This window comes from Butyrivibrio fibrisolvens, assembly GCF_037113525.1.
Classification (GTDB): domain Bacteria; phylum Bacillota; class Clostridia; order Lachnospirales; family Lachnospiraceae; genus Butyrivibrio; species Butyrivibrio fibrisolvens.
The window spans coordinates 1,409,640-1,431,251 of the sequence record NZ_CP146963.1 but is presented as its reverse complement, the minus strand read 5'-3'; the positions used below and the strand labels follow the sequence as shown (position 1 = coordinate 1,431,251).

Below are 21,612 nucleotides of genomic sequence, written 5' to 3'. Positions count from 1 at the left end.
TGCCATTTAGTTATTACTCCAAAAATCTCATGACTTGATATCCGAGGGCAATATAACTTCTTATAATATCTCTAAATACATTATAGATTATTCTCAAACTAATGTTTTATAAAATAAAAAGCGACACCCTATAAATAGAGTGCCGCGTCATTATTCCACTGAATCAGTCTACGATTCCTGTGTTAAGGAATATAGAAAGTGCGAAGAAAAGAACTGTAAGAACGATTGTAGCTGTTCTAAGTCTTCCTTCTGTAGAACGTCCCTTGTTCTTAGCCCAGTATGTATCAGAACTTGCCTGACCTGTGAGGGCTCCAAGGCTCTGTGTCTTACCCTGCTGTGAAATGATGATTCCAACAAGGGCGAAGCAAACACCCAAATATATAATATTTACAAGAAGTTTAACTGCAAATGCCATTGTAAAATGACCTCCCGAATTATTCTGTTATTGCATATCATATGTATCTGTCTGGGTCAAAAGATATTTTTTACACTGATCATATCTTTCGTTAAGAACAGACCTTGATTAGAATACCATACCTGCAGACATTTTTCAACTACATTTTGGATATATGGGTGTTTGGGATTGCCTTACGCAAACTGAGCCATATACAGGTCATAGTATGCACCGTGCTTACGCAGAAGATTTTCATGGCTTCCGCTTTCAGCAATTCCACCATCGTTAATTACAAATATACGGTCGGCACTCTTGATGGTAGAAAGTCTATGAGCAATGACAAAGCTTGTTCTTCCTGAAAGCATGGTCTGTATGCCTTTCTGAACCAGAAGCTCAGTATGTGTATCGATATTACTTGTAGCTTCGTCAAGGATCAGTATCTTAGGCTTACTGATCATAGTTCTTGCAAAAGCAATGAGCTGTCTTTGGCCGATTGAAAGGCCTGCGCCGCGCTCTTTTAACACAGTATCGTAGCCATTTTCAAGCTTCATGATGAAGTCGTGGGCATTTACAGCTTTAGCAGCTTCGATCATCTCTTCTTCGGTTGCGGAGAGGTTTCCATACATGATGTTCTCTCTAACTGTTCCGCTGAAAATGAAATTGTCCTGGGTCATGATGCCCATCTGTCTACGAAGGCTGTTGATCTTAACTCCTGTAATATCATGGCCATCGACAAGTATCTTACCCTTCTGGATGTCATAAAATCTGCTTATGAGATTTACAATGGTAGTCTTACCTGCGCCTGTCGGTCCTACAAGAGCAATTGTTTCTCCGGGCTTTGCTGTGAAGTTTACATTCTCAAGGACCTTCTTTTCACTAGCTGTTCCTTCATCGTAGGTAAATCCTACGTTTGCAAAGCTTACCTGTCCTGTGATATCTGGAAGCTCCTCTGCATCTTCTTTGTCCACGATCTCAGGCTCTGTATCAAGGATATCGAATACTCTTTCTGCTGCTGAGATGTTGGTAACAAGCTGGTTGTAGTAGTTTGAAAGTCCCATGATAGGGCTCCAGAACATTGTTGCATAGCTTGCAAATGCAGCAATAAGTCCAACTGAAGCTTCTGTATAACCAAGAAGTCTTACAGCAACCAGGTACAGCATCATGCTGCTCACAGCCCAGCTCATGTCGATGGCTGGTCCGAAGAGGTCTGCTGCTCTGCATGCTGAGATATAAGAATCTCTGTGCTTGTTGGCAAGATCCTCGAAGGTTGATCTTGTCTCATCTTCTGCGTGGAAACTCTGTACTACAGCGATTCCTGCAATGTCTTCATGAACGTAGGCATTAAGGTTCGAAGCCTTTTTTCTCATATCTGCCCATCTTGTGTGAGTCATGCTGCGGATCCAGAAGATCGCGATTATCATAAGGGGCATGGAACAAAGGGTTCCAAGGGCAAGCTTCCAGTCCTTAACGAGCATTATGAACACAACGCCAAATACTGTTATAAAGTTCGGTATAAGGTTCGTGATGGTGTTGGCCATAACATCCTTGAGGGAGTTAACATCGCCGATGATCCTAGCCAGGATCTTACCTGTGGGTCTTGAGTCAAAAAAGGTGAATGAGAGCTTCTGGATGTGCTCGTATAGTTCTTCTCTGATGTCCAGAAGTATCTTATTTGCAACCTTGTTCATCATATACATTCTGAGTTTTACAAAGAGCATATATACAAGACCAAGGAGAGCAACGCTACTTGCAACGATGATAAGACCTCTCATATTCTTGTCAGCAACGTGTACGTCTATTGCGTATTCGATAAGAAGCGGACTCACAAGGCCGATCCCTACTGTGATCATGAGGGATATTATAACCGGGATGATCTCTTTTATATGTGGTCTTAAGTATCTGATTATTCTGACAAAAATTTTCTTTTTGTCACTATTATTTATATGCTCATCTTCTCTAAAAGAATTAGCAGCCATTATGCACTTTCCTCCATTTCCTGAAGGGAGCCGTACTGTGCAATGTAAGTGTCGTAGTAAAGTCCCTTCTTTCTAAGTAATTCTTCGTGTGTTCCACGTTCTGCAATACGGCCGTTATCGAGATAGAGAATCTCATCAGCATTTCTGACAGCTGATATTCTGTGGGCTACGATAACCCTTGTAACTGCCTTGATGTCGGACAAGGTCTTCTGGATCTCAGCCTCTGTCTCCATATCAAGAGCGGATGTTGAATCATCAAGTATCAGAATCGGAGCCTTCTTTGAAAGAGCTCTCGCAATGCTTATTCTCTGCTTCTGTCCTCCGGAGAGGCCAACGCCTCTTTCACCGATTACAGTTTCGTATTTGTCTTCAAGTTTTTCTATAAAGCTGCCGGCATTAGCCATTCTTGCAGCTTCTGCGATCTCTTCGTCAGTCATTTCATCACGGCGTCCCATGCGGATGTTCTCATTAATGGTATCTGAGAAAAGAAATACGTCCTGCATTACAACTGCCGATGCCTCTCTGACCTGGTTAAGATCAAGGTTCTTAATGTCCTTACCGTCAAGCTTTATGGTTCCTTTTGTAGGATCATAGAAACGCTGCATAAGGTTAACTATTGTTGATTTACCTGAGCCTGTCTGACCCATGATTCCAATTGTTTTGCCTTCAGTAAGTGTGAAGCTTATATCACTAAGCACATGGTTATCACCAAAATCAAGAGATACATTCTCGAATTCAATGCTACCCTTGACCTTATCAAGGTGCTCAGGCTTTTCAGACATTGCCAGTGTAGAATGAACTGTGTAAATCTTACGTACCTTCTTGAGTGAAGCGATCGCGCTTGAAAACTCATTTGTGATCCATCCAAGTTCTTCTAAAGGCCATGTGCAGTTACGGCTATAGATGATGTAAGCTGTAAGATCACCAAGGTCCATCTTGCCGTTTATTACAAAGAATCCGCCAAGTACCGCACAAGCAACAGGAAGAAGGGTTCCTGCCAGCTGGAAAACCGGATAGAATCTAAGAAGCGCCATAGCTTCTTTCATGTTGTACTCATAATATTTAACGTTGTGCTTTTTGAACTTCTCTATCTCATACTCTTCTCTGGCAAAAGCCTTAACGGTTCTTACTCCTGCAAGGTTCTCTTCAGCGATTGTGGTAAGCTTTGCATTCTCTTCACTGATATCGTCGTAGATAAGGTCAAGCTTTTTCTCCATAAAGATCGCTGTGGCTCCGCAGATGATCATGAAGATCAGCGGAAGGATCGTAAGTACTGCATTTATTGAGAACATGAAATACAGTACCAGTACTGCGTTAAGAGTAACTTCCATACCTCTCATCGCAACCATTCCGACAAGGTTGTAGATCTTGTCGATATCATCCTTGACTCTGGCCATGAGTTCGCCAGTGTTGGCATCATCAAAGTAGTCAAGTGAAAGTCCCTGAATATGATTGAACAGGTCCTTACGCATCTCAGTTCCAATGGCGATGCAGTTTCTGTCAAATGTGAATTCTTTAAAATATCCAAAAACACTTCGGCCAACGCCGATTAGTACTATCGCTCCAAGAAAGAGATAAAATCTCGAAAAATCCTGTCCTATAATTACTTCGTTTACTATAAGCTTCGTAACCTTAGGAAACATCATATCAAGTGCAATAGCGATCAGCATAAAGATGATTGCTACTGAATATGTCAACCAGTGCTCTCGCACATAACTTCTAAGTGTCTTCATAAGTTTCCTCCTCAAAAATTCACTCAAACTTTCCCGGTTGTTTTGGGGAAATAATAGTTGTTGCAGGAAGATTCCGTCTCCCCAAAACAACCGGGAAGTTTGAGTTACTAGCAAAAAACAAGTTAAATGTAAAACCTGGGTCAATATAAAAAGTGGTATTGAAAAATGGGTATAAAAAAACCAGGTAAGTGCACTTTACCTGGTTAATTCCACAATAAGTATTTAAATTATAAGAGCACAGCCAAACAGCTACTCTACTCCTAATTTAAATAATAAACCCGAGGTAAAGATATATTAATTGAATTAAATGTATTAAATGCATTAAGCCAATTTTTCGCCGCTATAAATGTCACTTTATTTGTCATTATTCTTTACCTCACTTTCTTTAATATTTATCGACCCGTAACCAAATCGATGTTTTTATTATTATCAATATAATTTGATTTGTCAACAAGAAATTTGAACTTTTGGTCAAAAAAATTTAAGCAATAAAAAAGTTTTCAATTCAGCCAACAAAAAATGATTGCCTCTAAACCAAATATCAAGAGGCAATCATTTAAATTTTTTCTCACTATTTATATAACAAGTACCGATTTTTATTTTTAAGAATATGACTTCTTAAAAATAGTTTTCACGAACGCACATCTAATGTGTGTCATAATTCAATTATTCAGTATAATAAACACTTTAAATACCCATAGTCTGCTCTAACTGCTTAACTACGTTTCTAAGGCATCCGTCTTCAAAAGGATTGTTAAGACCAACTCTTGTGATCATGCTGTCGAAGAAATCTGATGCAGAGAGCTTGCAGAGTTCTAAGTAGCTGTTCCATGCTGCCTTATAATCTTTATCCATCCATACTTTATACTGGAGAGCGTCTGTACCTGCGATGCAGTAATCAATGTAGTACAGAGGGCAGTCATAGATATGATGCTTGTTCTGCCAGAATGCGCCGCCTTCATAGTATGGGTTGCCGCTGTAATCAAGGTGTGGCTTGTACTGGCGCTCAAGGTCATGCCATACGCCATTTCTGTCCTTAGGTGTAAGGCCAGGGTTCTCGTAAGCGATATGCTGGAACTCATCTACCATTGTTCCGTATGGAATGAATACACAGGAATCTTCGAAGTGCATATCTGAGTAATCCTTAGCACGGTCGCCAAAGAAGAGCTTCATCCATGGGTCTGTAAAGAATTCCATAGCCATTGAATGAGTCTCAGCTGTTTCCATTGTGATGTCCTGAACTTCTCTTACAAGTTCATTTCTAACTACGAAGCCCTGAAATGCATGACCGCACTCATGTGTTATAACATCAGCATCAGAGGATGATCCGTTAAAGTTAGCGAAGATAAATGGGGACTTGTAATCAGGAAGATATGTCATATATCCGCCTGTTTTCTTGGTCTTACGGCCAAGTACGTCAAAGAGGTCATTGTCGCACATAAAGTTCATGAACTCAGCAGTCTCAGGTGAGAGTTCATTGTACATCTTGCGTCCAGCTTCAAGGATCTGCTCAGGAGTTCCGATAGGAGCTGGATTACCGTTTGTAAAGTATACTCCTTCATCCTCAAAATGAAGTCTGGAAAGGCCAAGTCTCTTTCTTCTGATGTCGTGAAGCTTTTCTGCAAAAGGAACGAAGTCATTCTTGACCTGTTCTCTGAAAGATTTAAGATCAGCGGGGCCGTAGTTGTTGCGCTGCATACGAGCGTAGCCAAGAGGAAGATAATTCTTGTGTCCCATCTCTTCGCCCTGCTTTGTTCTGTTCTTTACAAGCTTGTCATAGATATCGTCAAGAGCTTCTGAATTCTCCTCATAGAAAGCTGAATACTTCTTCCATGCTTCTTTTCTCACCTCAGGATCAGAGCTGTTGAGGTAAGGATTCATAAGTGAAAGATTAAGTATTTCGCCCTTCCAGTCGATCTTGGCAGTTGCAAGGAGCTTGTTGTATTCATCCTGGAGCTTGTTTTCTTCCTGCATAAGCGGAAGGATTTTCTCTGCAACAGACTGTTCTGCAAGTTCCATATTCTTGAAAGCGACCTTACCGATTTTTTCTTCAAGATAAGGTCTGAACTTTGAATGAAGGAGCTGCTTCTTGTATTCAACAGAGATGTTTGCAAGTATAGGATTAGTATCATTCCAGAAATCATTCTCTTTTTCATAGAATTCATCTGTCATATCTACGTCATGTCTTATCTCAGCTATAACTGCCTGAGTCATGACATGGTCATTAAGTTCATAATATTCCTGATGGATCTGCCACTGCTCTTCACCGCTTGTGGCATTCTCCATTCTCTTTGTAAGATCTGCAAATTTCTGCTTAACCTGTTCGATGTCAGGTCTTGTATACTGCATTTCATTAAATTTCATATCAGGTCTCTCCTTTTAATCGTCAGACTTCACGCATCTCTTTCACTTTTCGAGGATGGTGAGTAATATTTTTTTGAATATCAAAATATATAGTATTTATATATCTAATTTCGATCATTCAACATCTTCAATTACCAGTATTCATAACAGTACCATTCTCTACCCAGATACTATAAATATTATTATCAGTTAAGCTTTCCAGCGCGTTTGTATCCAGAGTCTCATCACTTTCTGCATTCAGGAAAATATCGTATGCAGAAAGCACCATATCTGCACAGGTGCTGTCGTCCACATCGCTGTAGAGATATAAGCTGGTTGTGCCGGTGGCTGATGTTCCGTCAGATCCTATATAGTAGGATACTTCAGTTCCGTCCTGGTACATATAAAAATTGCCGATATCTTCCTTGGTTGCAAGGAAGTTCTTGAGCCAGACTATATTCCTATGTCCTTTATAGGGATATTCTGAAACAGGGACGATCTTATCTCCATCAACGTCATATATACTAAGAGTAAAGTCTGTATCTGAGCTTAAATTAACTGTGTATCCGTCGTTGGATGACAGGTATCCATTGGTCATTCCTGCTTCTTTAAGCTTTGAAGCTGTAAGGTCTACAACAAATGCGTTTCGTAACCATCCAAGGTTAAGAAGCTCTGTAACTTCATTTTCTTCGCAGAAGGCTTTGTATTCATCTGATATATGGAGGATTATCTTATTATCTCCAAGAAGCTCTATATCTATGCTGTCAGGGTCAACTGCGTATTCTGCAACCTTAGATACATAAGCAAAAATCTCAGGATCTTTAGAAGGATCATAAACGCTTGCTTCTGAATCTGATGAGCTGTTGAATATAGCTGTATAGTAGGTAAGCGCAGGTCCAAGGTATATAGCTCTGTTATCGTACTCTTTAAGCTTATCAAAGACGTAGTACAGATCTTCATCAACCTCAATCTCTGTCTCTGGATTACAGCTGATATAGTAAAGATTGTTTACATCCTTGCATATATTATTGGCGTTAAAAAGCCTGTAGTAATTGACCATAGCTGTAGAGTAGATAGGTGTAAGTACCTTTTTCTCAGCAGTAGATGACACTCCGCTTTGACCCAGATTATATTCAAGTGTAAATTCATCTCCGAGATTTACATCACTTGAAGAATCCACCTTGATCACAGTCCATCCCGAATCAGCATTATTAAGAAGCCATATTGCATATGAAAATGATGCGATGGCAATAGCCACAAATATCAGAGTAAGAATTGCTCTTCTTAAAATGTGGTCATGGTCTACAGTTACATTTTCAATCTTTTCAGGTTTCGGCCTGTTTTTAATATATCTATTACCCATAATTTAAACCTAATATAAATAACATATTAAAAAATATTATTCTAATTCTATAATTATCCGATTTAGAAAAATAATAAAACTATAATAAAACCAATTAGTCCACCTATATTCTCAATTCTAGAATCAGAAACTATAATACATTTTACCAAGTTAAACCGAACGATAAAAATTTAGGTATCAAAAGTCCCCCTTTGATACCTAAATAAAATGCGAAATATATTATTTCAGTGCATATAGAAGTGCCAGCAGGAACAGTACTATCAAAGCTCCAATGAAGATGAATCCTGCAACTGTACCTGACTTAACTTTTCTGTAATTACGAGCATAATGTTTTTTCTTGAATATAAACATCATTATAAGGCCAAGTACAGGAAGGAAGAAGCTAAGAACTGAAAGCCAGAGAGCACCTGTATCATGAATAGGTGTATTCTTAAGGATATCCTCGTCAATAGTTGCATCTCCAACTGTTGTCTTCTGATTTGCAAGCTCTTCGTCAGTCATGATAGTGATTGACTTAACAGGAACACCTGCCTCACGAATTTTCTTGTATTCTTCTATCTCTTTCTTGTTACCATATACGAAATGGTTATGTCCTATATCTACCATTGTAGGCTTATCAGTGCTGTAGTCATGCTGACTAGCATCATATGTAAGGAGCTTCTTGCGCTTCTCAAGCTTAGGATCAGGAAGCGGAATAGCAGATATAAGTGATCTGGTGTATGGGTGAAGAGGGAAATTGAACAGCTCTTCGGAATCTGCAACTTCCACAATATGTCCCTTATAAATAACACCGATACGGTCGGATATGAATCTTACGATTGAAAGGTCATGCGCGATGAAAAGGTATGTAACACCCTTTTCCTTCTTAAACTTGTTCATAAGATTCAGAACCTGAGCTCTGATAGAAACATCAAGAGCAGAGATAGGCTCATCTGCTACTACAAGTTCGGGTTCCATGACCATAGCTCTTGCAAGACCTACACGCTGTCTCTGTCCACCGGAGAACTCATGAGGATAACGTGTAAGATGCTCAGGAAGAAGACCAACCTCGTTGATCATATTCTCAACCTTCTGAACTCTGTCTGCCTCATCCTTGAACAGATGGAAGTTATAAAGACCCTCAGATACGATATAATCTACTGTTGCACGTTCATTGAGACATGCAGCAGGATCCTGGAATACCATCTGAACATTTCTGATAACTTCACGGTCAAGAGAACGCGGTATCTTACCGGAGATACGTACGCCCTTATAATCTATCTCACCTTTAGCAAGAGGGTTAACTCTGATTACAGCACGGCCGATTGTAGTCTTACCTGAACCTGACTCACCAACAAGTGAAAATGTCTCACCTTTATAAATATCGAAGGAAGCATCCTGTACAGCTTTAACTGCGTCTGCGCCTTTGCCGAATGTAATATCTATATCTTTTATGGACAGCAGGATTTCTTTACCTGTCTTCTCATCAATAGGTCCTTTTTCAGGAAAATGAGATGCTGTCTTGTTTTTTTCATATGTATTAGCCACTTTGTGTATCTCCATCTATTAGATATTGAATGCCTTGATCAGCGTCTCATGAATGTTACCTATTGCTTTGGGCTTTTCAACCTTAGGTGAACGAGGATCAAGAAGCCATGTCTTGGCATAATGAGTATCAGTTACTTTGAACATAGGCGGTTCCTTAAGAGAATCGATCTTCAAAGCATACTGGTTACGAGGTGCGAATGGATCGCCCTGTATATCATTATAAAGTGACGGAGGAGTTCCTGTGATAGAAAACAACTCTTCATTAGGCTTAGCCAGCTGTGGAAGTGATGAAAGTAGTGCCCATGTATACGGATGATGAGGATCATAGAATACCTCATCTACAGTACCATACTCTACAATCTGTCCTGCATAGAGAACAGCTACACGATCAGCGATATTAGCAACAACGCCAAGGTCATGTGTGATGAATACTATTGTATAATGGAACTCTTTCTGCAGATCTTTAAGAAGCTGCAGGATCTGTGCCTGAATAGTAACATCAAGAGCTGTTGTAGGCTCATCACAGATAAGTATCTTGGGCTGGCAGGAAAGTGCGATAGCGATTACGATACGCTGTCTCATACCACCTGAATACTCGAACGGATAGTCATCAAAACGGCTCTCAGCATTCGGGATACCAACCTTCTTCATAAGTGTAAGAGCTCTGACACGAGCCTCAGCCTCTGAACACTTCTGGTGCTTCATGATGATTGACGATATCTGCTTACCGATAGTAATGATCGGGTTAAGAGATGTCATAGGATCCTGGAATACTGTAGCGATCTTATTACCTCTGATCTGTGCCCAGTCTTCTTTCTCCTTAACGTCAGCGATATTAAGGATAGCTACGCCGTGAAGTGTATCCTCTGTCTCATCAACATAACGTACATGGAAAGCAACTGTATCAAATACCTGATTGCGCTGATCTTCATTGTCAAGATCAACACCCATCTTCATAGCCTTCTTAAGAGCTTCGAAAAGGCCTCCCATAAGCTTATAAGCTCTGTAGTAGCCATAACGTCCACCTGAGAGATACATCTCCTTGGCGAGGACTTCATTTCTCTTCTTCTGCTCCTGAGTAACAGGCTTAGAGATTTCCTCATGATACTGAGCCTTAAGCTTTGAAAGTTCTGTGCTGTAATATTCCTTAGCTTTAGTATCAGCTTCAAATTCAGCCTTATGCTTTCTGATAGCTTCTTCTTTCTTAAGCTTAAGTTCAGCAATCTGAGCATCATAATCCTTGATCTTCTGAGTAGCTTCCTTTATGAGATGCTTCTCAGTCTTAGGATTATATGTCTGACGCTTATTGAAGATCTCTGTACGCTCATACTTAAGAGTATCAAGCTTATTAGCTATCTTCTCGCGCTCTTCTTCGTTAAGGTCCATTCTTGCGGCCTTTTCTTTTTCAAGAGCTCTGATCTTCTTATAAGTCTCAGCTCCAAACTCAAGACCTGAACAATCATCAAGTTTAGCCTGATATTTCTTGATCATCTTGTGAGCAAATGCATTATAAGAAACCTTGGTATCAGCTAGCTCAAGGTCATTATAAATGATCTCACCCTTATCTATAAATCCATTACTATCAAGCATGCCTGCAAATGTCTTAGTAAATACAGACTTACCTGAACCGGACTCACCTACGATTGCGATTGATTCGCCTTCATATATATCTAATGAAATTCCTCTTATTGCAGTCAGTATACGGCCTCTAACATGGAACTTAACAACCAGGTCTTTGACTGACAATAATACTTTCTTATCTTCTGCCATTTTCTATCTATCCCCTTACATATGTGTTCTAGGATCTGAAGCATCACCAAGATTCTGTCCTACTACATAGAGCACAACTGTTATGATTGATACTACTATTACCGGGCTCCAGAATTCGAACTGCCATCCTGAAATAGCCATTGAGCTTTCATACTGGAATATGAGCTTACCAAGTGACATATCAGCCATACCCATTCCGATGTATGAAAGGAATACCTCGTAAGAGATATATGAAGGTATCTCAGCTGCAGCAAGTGTTACGATGATAGATGTCATGAAAGGCAGGATATTCCTGATAGCAATCTTAAAGATTGATGTTCCAAGACAACGTGATGCAAGATTATACTCTCTGTCACGGATGATGATAACCTGCGTTCTGAAAAAGTAAGCTATAAAGAGCCATCCGGTTACTGTCATGGCAAAAACCATGGTTCCAAAACTTGAAGACATTACAAGTACAAGTACTGATACTACCAAGGTAAGAGGCACATTTCCAACAATGTTATAAACCTCTGTCATGATCAGATCAAACTTTTTAGAGAATCCCCAAATAGCACCAATGATAACACCAAGTGTCATATTGATGATCGCACATGAAAAAGCAAATGAAATAGAAATTCTCGCACCATTCCATACAGCATCAAAAGTAGATTCACCTGAACCACCACGACCAAGTATCTCATGAATAGAAAAACCATTCTTGGCAATAGATGCTGATGGTGTAAGATGCTTCATTGAAGCATCTGTAATATTTGCAAACTTATCATATCCTGAAAACATAGGATAGATATAAGCAAACAGTATAAGAATAAGTAATACTGCAAGCATTATGATATTGATCTTCTTTTTAAAGAATACACGAAACACTGATTTCCAATAAGAATATCTAGGTGCTGTGATCTTCTCAGCTTCTGATTTATCATGCGTATCAAAAGAAAACAGCTCTTCTTCAGACATGCCTGCCAAATCATCTGTTAATTCAAATTTATCAGACATAATTTCCTCATTTCCAAGCGGCAGGGCCGCATTATTTTGTAAGTTACTGCTACTTATTATCTAGCCTTATCTGAGAATGAGATTCTCGGATCGAACATAGCCATAAGGATATCTCCAAGTATTACTGATGTAATACCAAGTGCTGTATAAAACAAAGTAACACCGACAATAACGCCGTTATCATACTTGGCAATCGCTTCTACAAGAAGATTACCTGCACCGGGAACAACATATACCTTCTCAGTAATGATCGCACCAACAAGTGCAACAAGGATTGTTCCGGGAATTCCATGAATTATCGGAATAACTGCATTTTTGAAAATGTGTTTTCTGAATATCTCATTGTCTGTAAGACCACATGCCTTAGCAAACTTAACATAGTCTGAGTTCTGCTGATCGATCATGTATCTTCTAAGCCACTTCATAAGGTCTGCAATACTCTTAATAGAAAGTGAGATGATAGGAAGTACGTACATGAGCTTACTTGTAGACTCCATGTCAAATGTTGTAGGAAGTCCTGCACTACCACCAATAGCCTTAACCATGAAGATATAAGCAAGCGAAGGAACTGCAATAGCAAATACTATATAAATAGTTCCGATCTTATCAATAGCTTTGTCCTTATGTCTTGCCATAGCAATACCAAGGGAAACACCAAGTACATATGCAATGATACTTGAGATAAGACCTATAACAAATGAATAACCAATTTTTGAAAGACCGTTCTTAACTGTAGATACATTAGTATAATCATCTACAAAGAGCCTCTGGTTAAGAGAACTAGAAGCAAGTGATCCCTTTACATATGTAGCTGTATGAAGGTCATCAGCTGAAGCTTCTACAACACCGGAAGGGAAAGTTACTTCTGATGATACGTAAGATCCCTGTGACAGTGTCATTGTATCAAATACATCAATTCCCGCATTTACAGTATATGATTTACCAAGACTTATCTTGATAAGGTTCTGGTGAATAAACGGGAAACTATTATCAAAGTAAAGTAAGTACTTATATTTAGTACCATTTCCGATAAGTGCCGGTGAGAACTTCTCTCCGCCATATGCCGGATCATGCAGTGTAAAGCTTATTCCACGTTTTCCAATATCAATAGAATCATCCACATAGTGAATGCTGTCAATATCAACAATTCCTGTAAAATAGCCTGTTAAACGTGATAAAAGAGGCTTGTCTCTGTATGCAAAGAGGGCTTCCTGTCCGCCATCTGCATATTTTCTACCCTTCTTGATGGTTATAGCATCAAGTCTGACAATTGTATAACCTTTAGATTCATAATACTCTGAAAACTTCTTAACATACTCAGCAACAGTTTCGGAATCATCTTCCGCCTTTTTACCAAGGTCCTGAATCTTTTCAAGTTCTGATGAATCAAGTTCTCCACTTGCAACAAGTGAAGCTATGTACTCTTCATAAGTAACATAGTCAATGTAACCGTAGTTCTCCCACATACGATACATGTACTGCTTCTTCTGGTTATTACCAAGATTCTGATATACAGAATCAGCAGCAAAAATAAGCTGACGATCCATTAATGAATAGATCAGCAGCATAACTATTCCTATAACTACAACTATAGAAAACAGTCCATGTAATAATCGTTTGATCAAATATTTTAGCATAGTCCTTCACTCCAGACGACCGGTCATGTGATAGAAGAATACGTTACATCTTCATAATTACTTACCAGTCTATATTACATCAAAGTCAGGAGAATGAGCATGAGCCCATTCTCCTGCTTATAATGTTTAATACTTATAATACTTTATAACTATCTAATTAGTAGATACCAAAGCACTTAACCATGTAACCTGCATAATCAGGAAGCATTGTGTCAAGGTATGTCTTAGGATCACCATAGTCAGGGCCCCAACCTGATACATCATAGATATCATAGTTAGCATCTGAACCAAGGTCTGTGTAATATCCTGCATAGTACCAGTCATCCTGTGTAGCACATGATACAAGATTAATAACAACAGCTCCACCAAGAGCATCCTCTACTGACTTCTTGAAAGCGTTAGCTCTGTTAGCATATACTTCACTAGCTTCAAAGTAAGGATAATCTACCTGAATAGGATTCTCAGCGCTAACTTCTACGCCCTGAGCTGCAAGCTCTTCTACAGCCTTGTTGAGGTGTTCAACTGCTGCATCCTTGTTGTACCATCCATCGAAACCTGATGAAGAACCAAGTCCATCATTTGCTTCAGGATCCCAAACCTTAGCATTAACGCCATCAGCATCAAGCTGTGCCTGTACGATCTCACCATAGTATGTTCCAGCAGGGAATGTTGTATCTGTTCCGTTGATAGCGATTGTTACATCCTCTTCAAGCTGTACGAAGTTACCAGGTGTGTATGTGTTGATAATTGAATTGTACTTAAGATCATCACCGTTGGTCTGTGCGTTGTATGTACCTCTGTCAATTGACTGAAGAAGTGCAAGTCTGAACTCCTGGTTACGCATAGCAGCCTTTGTTCTTGCAGCGTCCTCTTCTGTCTGAGTTGACTTAACAGCTGTAGCATCATTAGCATTAGCAAATGCTGCACGGTTAACATTCATGAATCCTACGAAAGATGTAGCATCTGTAAGGCTGATGTATGCATAATCATCATAAAGGCCATCATTCTTAGCTGCTTCAAGAGCTGCTGTAGAAAGACTGCATCCTGAGATTGTACCAGCCTTAGCATCATTGTATGCCTTAGTAGCATCTGTTCCATCATTGTAAAGGAAGTAAACAGTCTGGATATTGATGTTATCCTTATTCCAATATGTAGAGTTGGCCTTGAATGTAATAGTATTCTTAGCTGTAAAGTTAGTTACAAGGTATGGTCCGCAATAAGCGATGTGGTCAGCATCTGTACCATATGTATAGTCAGAAGCTGAAGAATCGAACTCATCACCGAACTTACCACCGCATGATTCGTAGTAAGAACGATTAAGAGGAGCGAACACGCTATAGCTTAACATAGTGTTAAAGTATGTGCAAGGAGCAACAAGGTCATACTCAAGTGTATAATCATCAACTGCCTTAACACCAACTGTTGAGAAATCTGTTGTCTCACCATTGATATAAGCATCTGCACCAACGATTACGTCCTGAACAAGGTACTCAAGACCGCCCATTGCATCCATCATGTGCTGCATACCAGCTACGAAGTCGTCAGCAGTAACATCGCCAACTTCACGTCCCTGAGAATCAACCCACTTAACACCTTCACGGATGTGGAATGTATATGTAAGTCCGTCATCAGATACTTCATAATCTGTTGCAAGTGCAGGCTGCTGTGTGCCTTCTCCATCATATTCCATAAGTCCGTCATATGTATGAACAAGAGCTCTTGTATCAGCCTGTCTTGAAGTGCTGAGTACGTCCCAAGTTGTAGGATCACCTGAGCTAGGATATTTGTACTCATCTGTGAGAGTATATCCCTTTTCTTCAAGGAATGACTTAACCCAAGACTCATACTCGCCTGTGCCCTTAAGCTCAGCATACTTCTCTCTCATTGCCATATAATCTTCAGCCTTAATAAGGTCAGAAGTTACTACAGCATTGTGGAAACGGCTTTCATCATTGCCCCAGTATGTTGTAGATACTGTGTAAGGAGCCACACGGCTGATGGCATACATACCACCACGTGATGTAAATGGAATGAATACACCAGACTCAAGAAGCTTAGCCTCAGCTACAGCATCAAGTGCCCATGCTACATTCTTGTCTCCTTCTGCCTGAGCAGTTTCATAAGCTTCATAGAACTCACCCAGAATCTGGTTGTAAACATACTCAGAAAGCTCATCATAATCCATTGCTGACTCATCAACAACTTCTTCCTCTGAAGCTCCGTCTGTAGCATCGCCAGTTGTGTCAGAGCCGTTGTCGCCTGTTGTCTGGGTGCTCTCAGAACCTGTGTTGTCTCCGGAATTGTTGCCAGTATCGCCTGAGCTACAAGCAACTGAAGACACTGTCATGCCAACTGTAAGAAGCAGTGCAATGACTTTAGATCTTTTCATAATTCCTTCCTCCTTTTATTCCTCTTCTATTATTAGATTCGGTAATTAGTTTTATGTAATCCTCTATGAGGCTACATTCCCCTTGCTGTTTTAACAAGTTGGCGCTTTAGTGCATCAAAGTCTAACCTTAAAATAGAAAATGACGTTAAACACTTCTTCAAAAATAAAGAAAGTTAATTTAACGTCATCGTTATCATTTCAAAATTATGAAATTTGAGCCCTCTAAACACGTTACATAGAGCCTCATTCGATGCGCGCACTGTGTTACATCAACTTACTTTATTTTACAGTCATATTAATTTTTGTCAATACGCAAATCGTAAATTTTATCAACGTTTCCACGCGTAGGGCGGACATATGTACGTCCCACGCACACAAAATTTTTCGATAAAAATCATGAGTTTCCACTGAAAATATGAATATTCGTAACTTTATGCACATGATTAGATAAAACAGTACCCTAACAATATAAATAATACCGTTTTACTAGGAATTATGCAAGCTCTTCCATCTCGGAAATGAGCGCATCGAACTGATCCAGTGCTTCCTCAATTGGCGCAGGAGTTGACATATCAACACCAGCAATTTTTAGAAGACTGATAGGATCTGTACTGCAACCTGATGACAGGAATTTGAGGTAATCCTTTACAGCAGGTTCGCCCTCTTTAAGAATCTTGGTAGCAAGAGCAATAGCTGCAGAGAAACCTGTAGCATACTGATATACATAGTAGTTGTAGAAGAAATGCGGGATTCTTGCCCATTCTGATGCTATCTCTTCGTCAACGACCATGTTCTCGCCATAGTAGAGCTTATTGAGGTCATAGTACATTTTATTAAGAGTGTCCGCGGTGAGCGTATTGCCGCTTTCTACAAGCTCGTTGAGCTTAAGTTCAAACTCTGCAAACATTGTCTGACGATACAGTGTTGTACGGAACTGCTCCATGAAATAGTTAAGGAGATATTTTCTCTTCTTAGTATCTGTTGTCTTAGAAAGGAGATTCTTCATCATAAGTACTTCATTGCAGGTAGATGCTACTTCTGCAACGAATATTACATAATCAGAATATACAACAGGTTGGTTTTTCATAGACAGGTAGCTGTGCATTGTGTGTCCTGTCTCGTGGATAAGAGTGAACTGGCTGTTGAGATTGTCCTTATGGTTAAGAAGGATATAAGGATGAGGTCTTGCGCCGCCTGAAGAGTAAGCTCCACTTCTTTTTCCTTCGTTCTCATATACGTCAAGCCAGCGGTTCTCGTAAGCTTCCTTAACAACCTTGGCATAGTCTTCACCAAGTGGTTTGATAGCTTCGAATACAGCCTCTTTAGCCTGCTCATATGTGATCTTCTCTTCTGCATCAGGAACGATTGAGTTATAAAGGTCATACATATGAAGCTCATCAACGCCCATAAGCTTCTTACGAAGATCCATATAACGGTACATGGAGCCCATGTGCTTATGAACAGTATCGATGAGATTGTGATATACACTTACCGGAACCTCTGTACGGTCAAGAGCTGCCTCAAGATTGTTCTCGTACTTTCTTGCATTTGCATAGAATGTCTGCTGCTTGTAATGAGCATCAAGAATCGTAGCAGAAAGAGACTCATGAGACTTCCATGTTTCATAGAAGGTCTTGAATGTATTCTTTCTGAATTCACGATCTGTGCTTTCCATATAAGAGATGAAGGTACCCTGTGTAAGATCGTGTTCTTCTCCCTTACTATCTTTTACCTTAGGGAATTTGAGATCGGCATTTCTGAAGATAGATCCGATATTGGAAGGACCTTCTGACATCTCTCCTGTTGCAGCAAGGAGCTTTTCTTCTGCTGCTGAGAGCATGTGCTCTTTTTTCTTTCTAACACGTGTTATAGCAAGACGATAAAGCTCAAGGTCAGGATTCTCCTTAAAGAAGCTCTCAAGCTTATCATCAGGTATGTCCATGATCTCTGTATCTGCAAAGGCTGATGCACTTGATACTGATACAAGAAGGCCTATAGTCTTACCTTTTCTTGCCTGGTTTTCATTGTTGCCAAGATCCTGATCAGCAGCAAGTGATGCATACTGATATATTGATGACAGAAGGAGTTCTGCTTCGTCAGACTTCTTGTACCACTCAAGGAGCTTGTCAGCGCTCTCTCCGACATGTCCCTGGAAAGCAGCTATCTCTTCTGTAAGTTTTCCTGCCTTTTCAAAATCTTTCTCCCAATCAGCAGGTGTTTTGTAAAGGTCTTCAAGGTTCCAGGTATACTCTACCGGAACTTCTTCTCTTTTCATGATTTTCTTTTCTTCCATATTGTCCTCTTTCAATTAATGTCATGGACAAAACAACTTCTTTCACGGCATCAGTAAAATATATTCCCAAATACCAGTCACATAAGTTTACTTATCTGCCATATACGATATTGTCTATCCAAATTATTCTTAAACACAAAACAACCACACCGGAGCAGTTAACTCCAGTGTGGCCGCATGATCATATTATCAGTCTTTCTTAACAAGAAGGCTCTTACCAGTCATTTCTGCAGGCTGCTCTTCTCCCATACACTCGATAAGAGTAGGGATAATGTCTGCAAGACATCCGTCCTCTTTAAGAGTATATGCAGGGTCATAGTTAACAAGAATGAATGGAACAGGGTTAGTTGTATGAGCTGTCCATGGCTCGCCTGTCTCATAATCGATCATCATATCAGCGTTACCGTGGTCTGCACAGATGAACATTGTTCCATTTGCTTTCATGATAGCATCATAAATCTTACCAACGCATTCATCTACTGTCTCAACAGCCTTAACTGCAGCAGGAATAACACCTGTATGTCCTACCATGTCAGGGTTAGCGAAGTTGCAGACGATAACGTCATAGTTCTGAGAATTAATAGCATCAAGGAGCTTGTCACATACTTCAGGAGCGCTCATCTGAGGCTTGAGGTCGTATGTAGGAACATCCTTAGGGCTGTTTACAAGAACTCTGTCCTCGTTCTTGTTAGGCTCTTCTACGCCACCGTTGAAGAAGAATGTAACGTGAGCATACTTCTCTGTCTCAGCGATACGTGCCTGCTTAAGGCCCTTGTTTGCAAGCCATTCTCCGAATGTGTTAGTAAGGAGAACCTTCTTGAATGCGATCTCTTTATTAAGAATAAGTGGATCATAGTCTGTGAAGCATACGAACTTAGTATCAAGTCTTGCACCTCGATCAAACTTATCGAACTCATCATCACAGAAGCAGTGTGTCATCTCTCTTGCTCTGTCAGGACGGAAGTTGAAGAATACAACTGAATCCTTATCCTTGATAGTTGCAACAGGCTGACCATCCTTCATGATAACTGTAGGAACTACGAACTCATCAGTCTTGCCGTTTGCATATGACTGCTGCATTCCTTCGTGTGCGCTGGAAGCCTTCTGGCCTTCGCCCTTTGTAAGAGCATCATAAGCGATAACAACGCGATCATAGTTGTTATCTCTGTCCATAGCATAGTAACGGCCTGAAAGTGAAGCAATCTCACCAACGCCGAGTTCTTTCATCTTATCTTCAAGCTGCTGTACGAAATCAATTCCGCTTTCCGGAGGTGTATCACGTCCGTCAAGGAAGCAGTGTACATATACTTTCTCAAGTCCGTTTCTCTTAGCAAGCTCAAGAAGTCCATAGATGTGTGTGATGTGGCTGTGAACACCGCCATCAGATACAAGACCAAACATGTGAAGAGCACTGTTATTAGCCTTGCAGTTATTTACAGCTTCAAGAAGAGCTTCATTCTCGAAGAAATCACCATCATTGATAGATTTTGTGATTCTTGTAAGCTCCTGGTATACAATACGGCCTGCACCCATGTTCATGTGGCCTACTTCAGAGTTACCCATCTGTCCGTCAGGAAGACCTACTGCAAGTCCGCTTGCATTTCCTTTTACAAAAGGATATTTCTCCATAAGCATATCAAGATTTGGTGTGTTAGCCATTGCAATAGCATTACCCTCAGGGTTTTCGTTAAGACCAAATCCATCAAGGATCAAAAGAAGTGTTGGCTTAGAACCTCTCATTTAAAAACCTCCATTTATCTACTAACTATTTATTTAATCGAATCGTCAGTCATATTGGTATCATTCAAAATGTCTCCAGTTTGTTATGACTAACAAAATCAATATCTACGCTACTATATAATACGACAGAACAAGTATTTATTACAAGTTAATTGTTAAGAAAATAACTTACTCATATCTCAAATCAGAAAATACCTATATTTTCAAAATATCCATTATTAACGAACTATCTCAGCTTTATCAACTGTCACTTCTGTTTCATAATCAGGGAACATCTCTTTGCAGGCATCCTTTGCAAATTTAATAACTTCATCATCAGAAGATTTGTAATCAAAGGGCACCACTATATCAAAAGCTATTATCTTCTCGTTCTTATGATGTATGATCCTGAAATCGTGGAACTTTATATCATCACCGAGTTGCCTGATACGCTCTTTCATCCTGTCTTTTATCATCATAACTTCTTCATCATGAAGATTTACAGGGTCGACATGGATCACACTGCTGCAGGAATATTTTTCATTAAGAAGCTGTTCGATCTCATCAACAAGATCATGAGCTTCTAACAAAGATTCATCAGAATCAATCTCTACGTGAAGAGACATCATGGTCTTATTGGGTCCATAGTTGTGAACGATAATATCGTGAACTCCAAGTATCTGATCAAATGTAAGAACATCTTTTTCTATGGCACCGATCATTTCGTCAGATGGAGCCTCTCCAAGAAGAGGGGATATTGTATCTCTTGTTGCCTCATAGGCCTGATAAAAGATAAAAATAGCTACCAAAGTTCCTGCATAGCCGTCAAGAATAATACCTGTTTTATAACTGATAAAAGATGAAATAAGAACGACGCTTGTAGATACAACATCAGATATGCTGTCTTTGGCATTGTTAACAAGTACAGCAGATGATAGTTTCTTTCCAAGATCCATATTGTATAAGAACATATACAATTTTATAAAAATAGCTACTATTAATATACCTGCAATAACAAGGTTAAATCCGGTCTGCTCAGGATGCATGATCTTCTTTACAGATGTTCGCAGAAGCTCTACTGCCATTCCGAAGATAAAGAAGGCAACTATAAGTCCTGCGACATATTCTATCCGGCCATGACCAAATGGGTGCTTTTTGTCAGGCTTCTGCGATGCAAGCTTAAAGCCTATTATCGTAACTACTGAAGTTTCTGCATCAGACATGTTATTAGCTGCATCCGCCAGTATCGAGACCGATCCTGACATAAATGCCGCTGTCATCTTGATAATTACAAGGATAATGTTTAAAACAACGCCAAAGGCGCCGCACAGTATACCATACTGACGGCGCACATTTGCATCATTTGTGTTGTTATGATCTTTTATAAATATCCCAGCAAGAAATTGAATCATATCATTAAATCCTCTTCCGCTGCTTCTTATTTGCTATATAAAATGAGGATTGCGATGTTT

At 39.8% G+C, this 21,612-nt stretch carries 13 protein-coding genes; all 13 read right to left on the bottom strand.

The annotated features are described in order from the left end of the window. Positions 1-163 precede the first annotated feature (163 nt). Positions 164-415, bottom strand: a complete 252-nt coding sequence (gene secG / locus WAA20_RS05700) for a preprotein translocase subunit SecG (protein WP_073384896.1) — start codon at positions 413-415, stop codon at positions 164-166. Positions 416-588: 173 nt separating this feature from the next. Further along, a complete protein-coding gene (locus WAA20_RS05695) occupies positions 589-2,370 on the bottom strand; it encodes an ABC transporter ATP-binding protein (RefSeq protein ID WP_073384899.1) in 1,782 nt (593 codons plus the stop codon). Beyond that, the gene (locus tag WAA20_RS05690; protein WP_073384901.1) at positions 2,370-4,103 is read right to left on the bottom strand and encodes an ABC transporter ATP-binding protein; all 1,734 of its coding nucleotides are present in this window, start codon (positions 4,101-4,103) and stop codon (positions 2,370-2,372) included. The genes WAA20_RS05695 and WAA20_RS05690 overlap by 1 nt, the downstream gene beginning before the upstream one ends. 687 nt (positions 4,104-4,790) lie before the next feature. Further along, positions 4,791-6,467 carry a M3 family oligoendopeptidase gene (locus tag WAA20_RS05685; RefSeq protein ID WP_073384903.1) on the bottom strand — a complete coding sequence of 559 codons (1,677 nt, stop codon included), beginning with the start codon at positions 6,465-6,467 and terminating at the stop codon, positions 4,791-4,793. A gap of 127 nt (positions 6,468-6,594) precedes the next feature. Beyond that, the gene (locus WAA20_RS05680; protein ID WP_073384905.1) at positions 6,595-7,809 is read right to left on the bottom strand and encodes a hypothetical protein; all 1,215 of its coding nucleotides are present in this window, start codon (positions 7,807-7,809) and stop codon (positions 6,595-6,597) included. A gap of 219 nt (positions 7,810-8,028) precedes the next feature. Beyond that, on the bottom strand, positions 8,029-9,336 hold the full coding sequence (locus WAA20_RS05675) for an ATP-binding cassette domain-containing protein (protein WP_242951124.1): 1,308 nt from the start codon (positions 9,334-9,336) through the stop codon (positions 8,029-8,031). A gap of 18 nt (positions 9,337-9,354) precedes the next feature. Next, the gene (locus tag WAA20_RS05670) at positions 9,355-11,106 is read right to left on the bottom strand and encodes an oligopeptide/dipeptide ABC transporter ATP-binding protein (RefSeq protein ID WP_027215277.1); all 1,752 of its coding nucleotides are present in this window, start codon (positions 11,104-11,106) and stop codon (positions 9,355-9,357) included. Between the two features lie 15 nt (positions 11,107-11,121). Beyond that, positions 11,122-12,102, bottom strand: coding sequence for an ABC transporter permease (locus WAA20_RS05665; RefSeq protein ID WP_207649260.1), 981 nt, complete (start codon positions 12,100-12,102; stop codon positions 11,122-11,124). 56 nt (positions 12,103-12,158) lie between these two features. Beyond that, positions 12,159-13,739: an ABC transporter permease gene (locus WAA20_RS05660; RefSeq protein ID WP_073384910.1), complete on the bottom strand. Its 1,581-nt coding sequence runs from the start codon at positions 13,737-13,739 to the stop codon at positions 12,159-12,161. Positions 13,740-13,896: 157 nt separating this feature from the next. After that, positions 13,897-16,128 carry an ABC transporter substrate-binding protein gene (locus WAA20_RS05655; protein WP_073384913.1) on the bottom strand — a complete coding sequence of 744 codons (2,232 nt, stop codon included), beginning with the start codon at positions 16,126-16,128 and terminating at the stop codon, positions 13,897-13,899. Positions 16,129-16,621: 493 nt separating this feature from the next. Next, positions 16,622-18,421 (bottom strand): oligoendopeptidase F, encoded by a 1,800-nt coding sequence (pepF, locus tag WAA20_RS05650; protein ID WP_073384916.1) that lies wholly within the window; start codon positions 18,419-18,421, stop codon positions 16,622-16,624. Between the two features lie 189 nt (positions 18,422-18,610). Next, complete coding sequence (gene gpmI / locus WAA20_RS05645; RefSeq protein ID WP_073384918.1) at positions 18,611-20,161, bottom strand: 2,3-bisphosphoglycerate-independent phosphoglycerate mutase; 1,551 nt, start codon at positions 20,159-20,161, stop codon at positions 18,611-18,613. A 218-nt stretch (positions 20,162-20,379) separates the two neighbouring features. Then, the gene (locus tag WAA20_RS05640) at positions 20,380-21,552 is read right to left on the bottom strand and encodes a cation diffusion facilitator family transporter (protein ID WP_073384920.1); all 1,173 of its coding nucleotides are present in this window, start codon (positions 21,550-21,552) and stop codon (positions 20,380-20,382) included. Positions 21,553-21,612: the final 60 nt, after the last annotated feature.